Annotated in this window: 11 protein-coding genes; 7 read left to right on the forward strand and 4 right to left on the reverse strand. The window is 60.6% G+C overall.

Annotation, left to right across the window (positions count from 1 at the left end; genetic code table 11):
• The first annotated feature begins 60 nt into the window (after positions 1–60).
• Positions 61–963 carry an AraC family transcriptional regulator gene (locus tag TSACC_RS01835; protein ID WP_153811203.1) on the forward strand — a complete coding sequence of 301 codons (903 nt, stop codon included), beginning with the start codon at positions 61–63 and terminating at the stop codon, positions 961–963.
• Here the strand turns inward: TSACC_RS01835 and TSACC_RS01840 are convergent.
• Entirely contained in the window at positions 947–2,299 is a 1,353-nt protein-coding gene (locus TSACC_RS01840; RefSeq protein ID WP_075077703.1) for an FAD-dependent oxidoreductase, read from the reverse strand. The two genes, TSACC_RS01835 and TSACC_RS01840, sit on opposite strands and share 17 nt — an antisense overlap.
• Before the next feature lie 130 nt (positions 2,300–2,429).
• Positions 2,430–3,638 (reverse strand): zinc metallochaperone GTPase ZigA, encoded by a 1,209-nt coding sequence (gene zigA, locus TSACC_RS01845; RefSeq protein WP_075077704.1) that lies wholly within the window; start codon positions 3,636–3,638, stop codon positions 2,430–2,432.
• A gap of 95 nt (positions 3,639–3,733) precedes the next feature.
• Between zigA and TSACC_RS01850 the strand changes: the two genes are divergently transcribed.
• The 3 genes from TSACC_RS01850 (at position 3,734) to TSACC_RS01860 (ending at position 5,850) form a co-directional block, all read left to right on the forward strand.
• Positions 3,734–4,111 carry a Fur family transcriptional regulator gene (locus tag TSACC_RS01850; protein WP_075077705.1) on the forward strand — a complete coding sequence of 126 codons (378 nt, stop codon included), beginning with the start codon at positions 3,734–3,736 and terminating at the stop codon, positions 4,109–4,111.
• A gap of 219 nt (positions 4,112–4,330) precedes the next feature.
• Positions 4,331–5,089 (forward strand): choice-of-anchor M domain-containing protein, encoded by a 759-nt coding sequence (locus tag TSACC_RS01855; protein WP_101927810.1) that lies wholly within the window; start codon positions 4,331–4,333, stop codon positions 5,087–5,089.
• A gap of 86 nt (positions 5,090–5,175) precedes the next feature.
• A complete protein-coding gene (locus TSACC_RS01860; protein ID WP_084400116.1) occupies positions 5,176–5,850 on the forward strand; it encodes a type II secretion system protein in 675 nt (224 codons plus the stop codon).
• Here TSACC_RS01860 and TSACC_RS01865 read toward each other — a convergent pair.
• On the reverse strand, positions 5,847–6,524 hold the full coding sequence (locus tag TSACC_RS01865; RefSeq protein ID WP_075077706.1) for a type 1 glutamine amidotransferase: 678 nt from the start codon (positions 6,522–6,524) through the stop codon (positions 5,847–5,849). The two genes, TSACC_RS01860 and TSACC_RS01865, sit on opposite strands and share 4 nt — an antisense overlap.
• 12 nt (positions 6,525–6,536) lie before the next feature.
• Complete coding sequence (locus TSACC_RS01870; protein ID WP_075077707.1) at positions 6,537–7,979, reverse strand: aminotransferase-like domain-containing protein; 1,443 nt, start codon at positions 7,977–7,979, stop codon at positions 6,537–6,539.
• 151 nt (positions 7,980–8,130) lie between these two features.
• Between TSACC_RS01870 and TSACC_RS22515 the strand changes: the two genes are divergently transcribed.
• The 3 genes from TSACC_RS22515 (at position 8,131) to TSACC_RS01880 (ending at position 12,461) form a co-directional block, all read left to right on the forward strand.
• Entirely contained in the window at positions 8,131–8,262 is a 132-nt protein-coding gene (locus tag TSACC_RS22515) for a hypothetical protein (RefSeq protein ID WP_269084866.1), read from the forward strand.
• Between the two features lie 69 nt (positions 8,263–8,331).
• Complete coding sequence (locus TSACC_RS01875) at positions 8,332–9,393, forward strand: substrate-binding domain-containing protein (protein ID WP_075077708.1); 1,062 nt, start codon at positions 8,332–8,334, stop codon at positions 9,391–9,393.
• A gap of 59 nt (positions 9,394–9,452) precedes the next feature.
• Positions 9,453–12,461, forward strand: a complete 3,009-nt coding sequence (locus tag TSACC_RS01880) for an alpha-mannosidase (RefSeq protein WP_075077709.1) — start codon at positions 9,453–9,455, stop codon at positions 12,459–12,461.
• Positions 12,462–12,464: the final 3 nt, after the last annotated feature.

Below are 12,464 nucleotides of genomic sequence, written 5' to 3' on the forward strand. Positions count from 1 at the left end.
GCCCTCTGGCTTCCAGCGCGCCATTGATTCCCATCATCCCTCCGCGTTATAAGCTGACTCGTGGCGCGCATCCCCCCAGTTTCCCCCCGAGGTGCATCGGTCGCCTTGCTGCCTGAGAACTGGCGAAACCTCCAGGTTTCCCTGATCTGGGCTTACCGGGGCCGGGTGGCGGAGGAGTTTCTGGATTTTTCCTCGGAGCGGGGAAATGTGACGGCTCGATTGCTTGTTTCGGGGCGCATGACCGTACGGCGTGGCGGCCTCGTGAGTGTAGCGCTTCCCGGGCAGTGGATGATCATGGGTAACGGGCCGAGCCATCTGAAGTTTGAGCGTGGCTCGGAGATCCTTTCCATTCATCTCGATGCGCACTGGCACACGGGCCAGCAGGTGATTCCCGAGAGCATGGCGGCCGTGGTCGACAGCCGGGAGGAAGCGGAACTCACCCGCCTGGGGCGGGCTTTGGAGAAGTTCGTTCGTGATCGGCTGCATGATCCGCGGTTCAGCTTGTTGAGCCAGCCGCTGGAGTTGATCGACTATCTCGACAGCCAGACCGTCTTTATCCCGTGGGTGAGTGCCTTGTTCCGCGTTTTGCAACAGGCGGGAGCATCGCTTTTCGTTCCTGCTGCCCAGGATGACCGGATCACGCGGGTGCTGCACCTGCTCGGGGCGACACCTTTGGATCAGCCTTTTGAGGAAAAGCGATTGATGTCGTCAGCAGGTATGAGCCGCAGCCATCTCAATCGGCTCTTTATCAAGCACACGGGACTCACCCCGCGCGGTTTTGCCGAGCGGCGGCGACAGGACTACGCCGTGCGCCGCCTGCGCGAGCCGGGTGTGACCGCCAAGGTGGTCGCGCTGGAACTGGGCTTCAAGCAGCTCTCGCATTTCTCGCGCTGGTTCAAGGCCCATTCGGGTCTCACCCCGCGAGACTATCAGGCGCAAAGCCCGCTCAGGCTGCTGACGTAGCGGGCTCGTACTCCGGCAGATAACCGCCGTTTTCGCGCAGGATGTCGCGGAGGCGTCCGGTATCGACGTCGCGCACAGTGCCGTTTTCCGCGAGGGCGAGGGCTGCGGCAGTACCTGCCGCCTCACCCATGGCGAGACACACCGGCATGACGCGTACGCTGCCCTGCACGATGCGGTCGGTCGAGATGCTTCTCCCGGCCACGAGCACGTTATCAAAGGAGGATGGGATCAGGCAGCGGTATGGGATGCCGTGCGATTCGCCGGGACCGTATCGGGTGAAGCGATTGATCGCCACCTCCCAGTCTTTGTTCGTCGCGGCTTCTTCGCGGGTGAGATGGATGTCGATGAAGTAGGCGTTGCGGCAAATCTCATCCTCGAACGTCCGCCGGGAAATATAGTCTTCCACGGTGAGCGTGTAATCCCCGGTGATGCGGCGGGTTTCGCGGGCGCCGACGAGGCTGCCGGTTTGCACGAGGTGGCAGTTGCCGAAAGCCTCGGGCTGGAATTCCTTCAGCGCATCGCGATAGGTCGCGGCGAGCTGGCGTCCAGCCATGATGGCGCGGGAGACGGCGGCGGGATCGGTATTGTCGATCTCGTAGATATGGCCGGCATTGAAGCCGACGCAGCCGGGGCCGACGATGTTGTTGCAAAAGTGCGTGTCGGGGATGAGCGGATATTTCGCCATCATCTGGTCCATCAGGCTGGGTTTGCCGTCGATGGACTTGCGGGTGTCCGGCATCCGGCGATAGGCCTCTTCGTTCACATTGGCGAGGACGAAGCAGATCGTAACGGGCTGGAGATTTCCGGTGACAGGTTCTCCCTTTTCAAATTTTCCGCCGGCGAAGGCGACGACATCAGCATCTCCCGAGGTATCGATGAAGATGCGGGCTTCGATTTTGCTGAGACCCTGTTTGTTCGCGATGGTGAGGCTTTTCACCGTACGCTCCTCGACCTCTGTACCTACGATGAAGGTGTCAAAGAGCACCGTCACGCCCGCCTCGGTGACGAGGGTATCGTAAACGCGCTTGAGGTGTTCCGCATCGATGGCGACCCAGTCCATCTGATCGGCGGGCACGTGGGGCGTACCCTCCTTGGAAAGCTGGAAAACCTCCGAGGCGAGGCCGCCGAAGATGATGCGCTGCTGGTCTGAAAAGGGACACCATGCCGGGACGAGAGCCGATGTCCCCATGCCGCCGAGGGAGCAGGTGCGCTCGATGAGGAGAACGCGGCGGCCTTGTCGGGCGGCGGAAATTGCGGCGGTGCATCCAGCGGGGCCGCCGCCAGCGACGACGACATCCCATTGCTGTGAAGAGGGAGAGGAGGGCGGGAGACTCATGGCAAAACTATCCGCCCGCCTCCTGTTTCAGTGCAACCCGGGTTGGTTATCCGGTATGTTCCAAAGGTTATCCGGATTGCTCATATTGGGAACCCGCTCCGTGGGCGACCTGGTTATCCTGGAACTCGCTTCAGGCTGCTTTGATGAACCACTCAGGGAAAGGGTCGGGGAAGTGCTTCCAGGCGGAGGGGGCGAGTGTCATCTCGTGATCATCAAGCAGGCAGCCGCGGAGCGCCTCCTCCATGTCTCTTTCCGGCATCTCCTGGCCGATGAAGACGAGTTCCTGCCGCCGGTCGCCGAAGGGCTGCTGCCATTCCTTGCGAATGGCGGCGAGAAGATCCTCCTCCTGCGGCCACTGGTCGAGCGGCGCGGATGCCCACCAGGTGCCCATCGGTCGATACTCGCCGCTGCCTCCCGCCTGTGACCAGGAGGCGACCACATCGTGTCGGGAGGCGAGCCAGAAATAACCCTTGGATCGCAGCAAGCCGGGCCACTCGCCGTTCAGGAAATTCCAAAAGCGCAGAGGGTGAAAGGGTCTCCGGGCGCGGAAGACGAAGCTGCCGATGCCGTATTCCTCGGTTTCGGGTGTGTGCTCTCCCTGGAGCTCCTTGATCCATCCCGCCGAGCTTTGCGCACGCTCCATATCGAAGCGGCCTGTATTTAGCACCTCATTGAGAGGGACTTTGCCGCGTTCGGCCGCGATCACGCGCGCGCCCGGGTTCAATTTGCGCAGCACGGCGTTGAGTTCGTTGCGCTGCTCCGCGGAGACGAGATCGGTTTTGTTGAGGATGATCACGTCGGCAAACTCCACCTGATCGATGAAAAGATCGGCGATGGTGCGTTCGTCCTCCTCGCCGAGGGCGAGATCGCGCTCAGCCAGTGTGTCAGCCTGTTCAAACTGGGTGAGGAAATTCGCTGCGTCCACCATTGTCACCATCGTGTCCAGTCGGGTGATGTCTTGCAGGCTCTCGCCCTCTTCATTGGCAAAGGTGAAAGTCTGGGCTACCGGAAGCGGCTCCGAAATGCCGCTGGATTCGATGAGCAGGTAATCGAAGCGATCCTCACGGGCGAGGCGGGAAACCTCTTTCAGCAGGTCGTCTCGCAGCGTGCAGCAGATGCAGCCGTTGGACATCTCGACGAGCTTTTCCTCGGTACGGCTCAACTCTGCCCCGCCATCGCGCACAAGGGAGGCGTCGATGTTGACCTCGCTCATGTCGTTAACGATCACGGCGACGCGCAGGCCCTCCCGGTTATTCAGGACGTGATTCAGGAGTGTGGTTTTCCCGGCTCCGAGGAAACCGGAGAGAACGGTAACGGGGAGCTTTTTGAGGATCTTCATAACGGTAGGCAATTTGAGTGGATTGAAAACGAGAGCCAAATATCAGATTTAAAACTGATACTTGACTCTCAATTGCCGTCAACAGAAATTCCGGCATGGCTTACAAGACCCGTCAGCGCGACGCCATCTGGCAAGTGGTCGTATCCTCGGATCGACCGCTTACCCCCCTGGACATCTGCGAGCAGGCGGGGAAGTCCGTGGAGGGCATTGGGATTGCCACGGTATATCGGGCTCTGAAGCAAATGATCGCAGAAGGACAGGTGCGGCACATCGACATCCCGGGTGTGCAGCCTCACTATGAAGCGGCCTCGCGCACTCATCATCATTTCTTCCTATGCGAGCGCTGCCAGAGGCTGTTCGACCTCGTGGGCTGCCTGCGTGGCATCTCCAGTCTGCTACCGGATGGTTTTCGCATGAAGCGACACGAAATCGTCATCTACGGCGATTGCGAGAGCTGCGTCGGCAAGGCATAGGTCACGTCGCTTGCCGATAACGTTGGTTGTCCTCGGGGGCGAGGGAGCGGCTGCGCTCTCCCGTGATTGTCCAGGCGTTCGAGAGCCTTCCATGCGAGAGCCGGAACCCCTCGTACAGGAGAGTTTTTCTGCAAGGGAATTTGATAATGATTATTGACAATCAATTATCAAATTTGGAAGGAAGTGAGAATCGGTTCTCAATATCAACCGAAAATTCTCATGATGAAATACAAGCTGCCCCTATTGTCCGGTCTCGTTGGAGTCGGAATGGTTCTCTCCGCGGGAATATCCGAAGCCCAAGCCATCTACACGTCTGGCCATGGCGACCTCGGTATTGAGTACACGCCGGGCGAGACGGAGTTTGAGGCACATTGGCACATTGGCGCTGGTGCGGTCGTCGATGGGGTGGCGTTAACGGAGGAGCAGGAGTTTTCGCCTGACGCCCTGGCAGCCCGCCTCGGTACGCAGGCGGCTGTCTCTTCCTCTGCCGTGGCTTCTGCTCTCGGTGTTTCTACGGGAGCGCAGGTCTATCGCACGGGAAATGCGGCCTATCCGCCGAATGTCGGATTTGGGCTTGAGGAGGTGGGATCAGATTCGGAGTGGTTGGATGGAAGCATTACGCTGACCCTCACCGGATGGACCGGACCGGGATCGCTTGCGGTCTCGCAGACGATAGCCAATGTCGGCACGTTTGTCTGGTTTTCCAGCGATGCCTCCAAGACGCAGAACAGCAATGCCTGGGATTTCGCCGTGGGTGGGCATCAGCATCTCGATTGGTGGTTCTCCGAGGCGGGGACCTACTCGGTGACTTTCACCTGGACCGGAACCTATATCGGGGGTGAATCGCCCGTGGCGGTTAGCGGGTCGGGAGCATATGAATTCCAAGCCGTGCCCGAGCCGGGGACGTGGGCGTTGCTCGTCGCGGCCCTGCTTTTCGGAATGGTGGTTTATCGGCGGCGGATGCTGCCAGTACGTTGACCCACGGTGGAGAGACCGGTCCGCGCACTGTGTGTGGGCCGGATTCCGTCCCAGATGCGAGGCGGGTTGCCGGGGCTTTCACCCTGGTGGAACTGCTCACAGTCATTGGGGTGCTGGCGATTCTGGCCTGCCTCGTCGTACCTGCGATTTCCTCGGGCGCGATGGCGGCGAACCGCGCCAAGTGCGCCTCCAATCTGCGGCAGATCGGACAGGCCATCCTCCTGTATGCCGGGGACCACGATGGGGTATTGCCTGTTACCTCCCATAGTACGGGAGATTCCCGGGTGAAGCTCAATGGGAAGTGGCTGAACTCGATCGAGTATAGCTGGGTCTACCTGCTGGCCGACTATCTGGATAATGTCGACAAGGTGCGGGTGTGCCCCGCGGATGAGGCTATTCGTCAGCGGCAGATCCTCCAGATGAAGGCGACGAGTTATTTGCTGAACGATGAGGTGTTCGACTCGGAAGTTTACGGACGTTTTCAAAATCTTCCGCATCCCTCGCGACTCATGCTCGCCTTTATCAGCAACCGCCCGGTCAGTCGGACGTGGGACCATGCGCACTGTGCGGACTGGACCGCCTGGCCGGCGCTGACGACGGATGTCGCGGTCGATCGGCATCGCACCGGTGAACGGGCGGGATCGAGGCTCAAGGGATCAGCCAATTATCTCTTCGCTGACGGTCACGTGCAGAATATGCAGGCAACGGAGGTCAAGGCGATACTCGATCGCGGAGAGAACCCCTGGCTGCCAGGAGGCTAAAGCTTCAGGATGTCCTTGAAGAGAGGCTCCCAAGGAGCGAACTCCCCGGTGGTGAGGCCAGCCTCGATCTCCGCGGCGCTTTGCACATACGGACCCTCAACAAGGTCATTGGAACAATGCGTGAGCAGATTTTGCACAGAATCGGGCGTTGATTCGGCGTGAAATTGCAGGCCAAGACAGACGCCGGGCAGATAAAAGCCCTGCTCGGGACAGGCTTCGCTGGAGGCAACCCGAATGGCTCCGCGGGGCAGTTCGAACGTGTCACCATGCCAGTGCAGCACTCTGGGAGTTCCAGACAGCGATGGAAAAAGTTGCCGGATATTGTCCGTTGGCTCGACGGGGAACCAGCCGATCTCGTGCTGAGCATTCTGAAAAACCCGTGCTCCGAGAGCATCGGCCAGCAATTGTGCGCCGAGACAGATGCCGAGCAGCGGGACTCCGCGATCAATGCACTGCCGGAGGAATCGCTTTTCCTGTACCAGCCATGGGTGATCTCGATGCTGGTAGATGTTCATCGGTCCTCCCATCACCATGACGGAATGACATTCCGAGGGATCAGGTAAATCCTGTTCGGATACGAGAATCCTGCGGAGTGCGATACCTTTGCTGGCCAGCCAGTTTTCCAGCCTGGCGGGACCCTCGAAAGCGACATGTTGCAGGCAGGTGAATTCCATGGTGTGCGTGAATCAGGAGTTTTCGGAAGGGGAATCGTTTTGCACGTGGGCAAGCTGGCCCAGGGTTTGCAAGGCGGCTTCCACGGCAGAAGACCAGTCGATGGCGCAGTTCACGCGGATGAAGTGGGAAAACTCCCCTGTGTGAGAAAAGATCGGACCCGGGCAGATGCTGATGCCGTGATGCGAGGCGGCATCGCGAAGGCGCAACGAATTGACGCGCTCGGGCAGTTCCACCCACAGAAAGTATCCGCCGCCGGGCCGGCTGAGAGCGGTGCCCTGTGGGAACGCGCGGGCGATGGCGGAGGAAATCCGGCACATCTGGGTTTCCAACATTTTGCGGAGGCCTCGGAGATGACGGTCGAAGCCGCCGGAGCGGAGATAGTCGGCCGCGGCCTTGGCTGTGACCTGCGGGGTGGTGATGCTGGAGACCAGCTTGAGCCGGTGGACATCCTCGGCATACCTGCCGCCTGCGACCCAGCCGATGCGGAGGCCGGGAGAGAGAGTTTTCGACAAGGAACCGCACAGAAGGTTATCTCCCGATCTGCCGAAGGTCCGCAGGGGGCGGTGCCGGGAGTTGTCGAAGCCGAGTTCCGCATAAATATCGTCCTCGATGATCGGGATGCCGTGGCGGGCGGCGAGGTCGACGACCGTCTGGCGTCGCTCATCGTCGAGACTCGCGCCATGCGGATTCCCAAAACTCGGGATGAGAATGCAAGTGGCGATCCGATAGCGCGAAAGCGCCCGCTCAAAGGCGGCGATATCCAATCCTCGGTCACAGGTCGACGGCACGCTGATGACTTTCATGCCGAGGCTCTCCAGCATTTGCAGGATGCCAAAAAATGTCGGCGACTCGACCAGGACGGTGTCGCCCGGGTTGGCTACGGCGCGGACGGCGAGATTGAGGGCGTCCATGCAGCCTGTCGTGATGACGATCTCATCTGGAGACATGGTGCATCCCGCGAGAGAAAGCCGGAGAGCGATCTCCTTGCGCAGGCCGAGATCGGTCTCGCGGGAGCCATAGCGGCCAAAATCGGTGGCGTATTGGCGTGCCGCCCTGCTGACGCAGCGAGCGACCTCTGTCGTGGGCAAAAGGCTGGGATGAGGAATTCCCGCGCCGAGTGCGATGGTGCGGGGATTGTCAAAATCGCGGAACACCTGGGCGACATGCTCGGAGACCTTGGGGCGTTGTGGGCGAGCGATGGCATGGGCCGGGGTGGGCAGTGGCAGATGCGGCCGGGATTGCACGTAAAAGCCCGAGCGTGGCCGGGCAAAGATGAGGGAGCGGGCCTCCAGATTGGTCAGGGCCTGGATCGCCGTGGCAGGACTGATTCGCTCCATGCGACAGAGTTCCCGTACGGAGGGAATACGGTCGCCGGGACCCAGGGCGCCTCCGGATATGAGTGCCTCGAGACGGGATTCCACCCGTTCGTAGGCAAACTGTTCACGCAATGCCATGCGCGGACTATAGCCTGCATGGGGCGACCAATACAGAAACAGCTTTGAGAATTATCGATAGGCACAGTTGTGCCGGGAGTCGTCTGTATCGATGGGGAATCCCGCAGGCTGTCCCTGCCGGAGCTCTCTCCATTGAGGAAACCTCAAGCGCATGAACATCGTACGCATGATCATCGGGCTGGTCCGCCAGTTGCGGGATATACTGGATGAGACATGGAGGGTGCAGCTCTGGCTCTGGGAAAACTACAGCGACAGCCTCCCTGGTCGTCGGCCGCGGAAGTGAGCGAGCATCCGGGTCTCCTGTCGGGGACTCTTGCCTAGCGGTGGCAGATATCGCCATAATCCGTGGCTCATGGCCCGCCCCGACACAGAATCCCGCCTGGCTTTGGAGCTGATTCGCCAGCGTCTTCTTCACGGAGATTATGCCCACCGCCTGCCGGGGGAGCGTCAGCTGGCGGGAGAGCTGGGATTGAGCCGACCGACGGTGCGCAAGGCGATCTCGCAGTTGCTCGAGGAGGGCAGCCTGTTGCGGACGGAGAGCGGGCGCCTGCATTTGCCCTCCGGAGACGGAGATGGAGTCCGACGCAAGGTAATCGCGTTCCTGCACCAGGGGTCCTCCCTCGGCCGGGAGGCGGGACTTTGGCGGGATGGTGTTTACGCCGCCGCAGAGAAGCGGGGCCTCACGGTGCGATCCATGGCTTATGAGCACGATGATGACCTGAGGATCAGCGCAGCCTTTGGCCGATACGACGGGGTATTCATCCTCCTCCACTCGCGGGACCAGGTGACGCCGCGATTGATGAAGCGCATTCAAGAAGCCGGGACGCGGGTTGTGGGGCTGGATCAGGACTGCTCTTCGCTCGGCTTGCGGTCGGTCATCGTGTTTCCGAGTGGATCGGTCTCAAAGCTGCTCGATCATTTGCGGGAACTCGGGCATCGCCGGATCAACTGCATAAATGTCCAGGTCGACAACCCGGTGATCGAGTCCCGTATCGCAGCCTGGCAGGCGTATATCGACCAGCACGGGATCGACGGAGAGCTGTGCTCCGTGGAGGACGCGGCGACTCTCGGCGATGCTTATCGTGTGGTAGGAGAACGCATCCGGAAGGGATGGCTGCGGCGGGGAGCTGTCCTTTGCGTGACCCTGCAGGCTGCCATCGGAACCATGCGCGCCCTGTATGAGATCGGCGTGCGGATCGGGAAGGATGTGTCGGTCTGCGTCATTAACGACGAAGGAATGGGGCCGTACCTTGTACCTTCGCTTACCTCGCTACAAATGCCCGCCCGCCAGAAATATGTGCAAAAGGCCGTCGACTGGATGGCCGGGCTGACAGAGTGGAAGACGCCCTCGCTGGTCCAGCCTCGCGATGCGCGATTGTTTATCGGGGAATCCACCGGCACATCGAGGCGGTAGGCGGGATTCCCGTTGACAGGATGGATTAAAGGACCGAAAACGGTAACAAAATCACTTCCGTGTTACCCAAGACCTTTCTCTCCCAATTGGTGCCGGCCAGGGTCGGCGAAGCCGTGCGCCGGGTTGAAAAGCAGATCTGGCGTGATCTGCCCGGTGAATGCCGGATCGAGCAGACCGAGCCCTCGCTCACATTTCGCACGGTCAAGGAGGTCGGCTCTGGAGATTTCCATCCGGTGCCCGAGGGGAGTTTTCACTGGGGACCGAAGTACGCTCAGAGCTGGTTCCGTGTGACTCTCCCGGAGATTTCTGCGGACGAAACGATATATTTCAACTGGCAGGACCAGGCCGAGGCAACCGCATACATTGATGGTGTGCCGTACTCGGGGCTTGATATCGCCCACCAGCGAATTCCGCTGCCAGCCGGAACCAGAGAGCTTTGGATCGAGTCGGTCTGTATTCGCAGCGGAGTGTGGCTGGCGGGAGAGGCTGCCCATCTTGACCAGGCGGGGAGTCTGTTCGTCGCGCCGAAACTGGAGTCGCGCAATGATGCCGCCTGGGCCGTATACCATGATCTCAAGGTAATGCTGGAACTCATGGAGACGGAGTTCTTTGAGTATCAGCCTACAGCACCCGGCCTGACCAAGCCGCTCACCAGCCCGGTGCGGTACTCGGCCCCGGCATTTCGGGCGAGCCGCTTGCTTCGCCGTCTTTTTGAGCGTCTTGATCGTGCTGTGGATGTCCTGGATCATGAGGGGCTGGATGCGATGGTCGAGGAAATGCGCAGGGTCTATGCGGAGTTCCCTGGGTCGGTCGATGCAGGCAAGGTCGTGCTCACGGGTCACGCGCACATCGATCTCGTCTGGCTTTGGCCGGAGCGGGTGGGGGAATTCAAAGCCGTGCACTCGTGGTCGACCCAGACGCGCTTGCTGGAGACGTATCCCGAGTTTCGTTTTGGCTATTCCCAGCCTGCGAGCTACGAGGCGGTCGGTCGTCGCTCGCCCGAGCTGCTGGATCGCGTGAAGGGGCTGATCCAGGCCAGGAAGTGGGATGCGGTCGGTGCAGCTTACGTTGAAGGTGACACCCAGATGCCGTGCGGCGAGGCGATCCTGCGTTGCCTGCGCATCGGGCAGGAGGAGTTTCGCGCGCTCAAGGGATCTCCGAGCGAGGTTTTCTGGCTTCCCGATGTCTTTGGATACAGCGGGGCGATGCCGCAACTCCTCAAGGGTCTCGGAGTGAAGAGCTTCTTCACCACCAAGCTCTCGTGGAGTTCCATCAACCGTTTTCCGCATACAAGCTTTGTCTGGCAGGGTCTCGATGATTCCTCGATCACTGCGCACGTCGTCCTGATCCATGATTATAATGAATGGGTCGATGTGAAGCGTCTGCGCGAGGATATGCTGCATCACCAGCAGTCGGCCGTGCATCCGGAGGTATTGATTCCTACCGGCTATGGGGATGGTGGCGGAGGACCGACCGAGACAATGATCGAGCGTGCGCGTCGTGTGGCGAATCTCGCAGGCATGCCGCAGGTTGAATGGGGCAACATCGAGCCGTTCTTCGAGAGACAGCGTGAGTTTCAGGACGAACTTCCAGTGGTCAAGGGAGAGCTGTTGTTGGAGTTGCATCGGGGTGTTTTCACCACCCATGGGGAGTTGAAGTATCAATTCCGCCGGCTCGAGAGAGCCTTGCAGACGCTCGAGGCGGCTCACGTCGTGCGCGGTCTGGGTCCGATCGATCTGCATTACTGGAAGCGGGCGAGCTTTTCCCACTTTCACGACTACATTCCGGGTAGTTCCATCTGGGAGGTCTATGCCGAGGCGATTCCGGAGCTTCAGCAACTGGCCGACAAGGCCTTCGCCGAGACGACGAGGGCGTTGAACGACTCTGCTGCGCCGACTCCTGCGTGGTTCAATCCGCTTCCACTCCCGCGTACCTGGATCGATGGGGATACTTGCTACGACGTGCCTCCGCTGAGCGGTGCGCCCGTAGCGGAGCTGACCCCTCTTGCAGTGCGTGCGCCGCGAGCTTCGGCCGGGACCTTGGAAAGTGAGCGCGTGGCCGCCACGTTCTCCGCGAATGGCTCCATTCAGTCGCTTCTCATCGATGGACGCAAGGTTGAGGTGACGGCGCATAAACTGGTTTCCTATCACGATCATCCGGCCGATTTTGAGGCTTGGGATGTCGATCGAGGCAGCATCGTTCTTGGTAGCGAAGCCCGCCTCGTGAGTGAACCCGAGATCAAAGTGGAGGGACTGGAGGCTTCCGTCGCCTTCTCCTATGAAATCGCGAAATCCAGCGCTGTCACGGTGATCTATTCCGTGCGCGCCGGGGAGCCAGCCCTGCGCATCCGGTATGCTGTGGACTGGCACGACCCGAAGCAATGGCTCAAGGCGATTTTTGTCAGTCAATACAATGGCAGGGAGGCTCGCTATGGAGCGCCATTTGGCAGCGTGCTGCGCGGTCAGTGGCCCGGGTATCCCCGTGAGGAGGCGCTGTGGGAGGTGCCCGCCAGCCGCTGGGTGGTGGTCGCCGATGATGCGCAGAGCGAGGGCCTGGGCATACTTACGGAATCAAAGTATGGCTTCACCACGCGCGAGGGTACGGTAGGCATCAGCTTGCTGCGGAGCGCTTTGGTGACGGAGGCTCCGTTCCATCCACAGATCCGACCCACGCCCGACCGGCCGGACTATTCCGATCTCGGGCGGCAGACGATTGACATCGCGCTTACCCGTTACGCGCCGGATCTTCCCGTTCACGAGCAGCCTGCTGCCCTGGCTGATGTACTGTTCACTCCCTGCATTGCCTACCAGGGAGGGGCGGTGACCGCCGGTTTCCGTGGTTGCGCCGGTCTTTCCTCTGCCGTGCCAGCATGGGCTGAACCGCTCGACAAGGGATGGGTGCTCCGCGTGCACGAAACCCTGGGCCGTCGCGGCACTCATGCGCTCACCCTGAACGAAGGGACCACGGGTCGTGAGGCGGACATGTACGGTAAAGCCGTCGATCCCCTGGCGGTGGAGGAGTTGACTTTTACTCCCTACCAGGTGCGTTCGGTTTTGATCGACCAGTAAGCG

The sequence above is a fragment of the Terrimicrobium sacchariphilum genome (assembly GCF_001613545.1).
In the GTDB taxonomy this organism is placed as follows: domain Bacteria; phylum Verrucomicrobiota; class Verrucomicrobiia; order Chthoniobacterales; family Terrimicrobiaceae; genus Terrimicrobium; species Terrimicrobium sacchariphilum.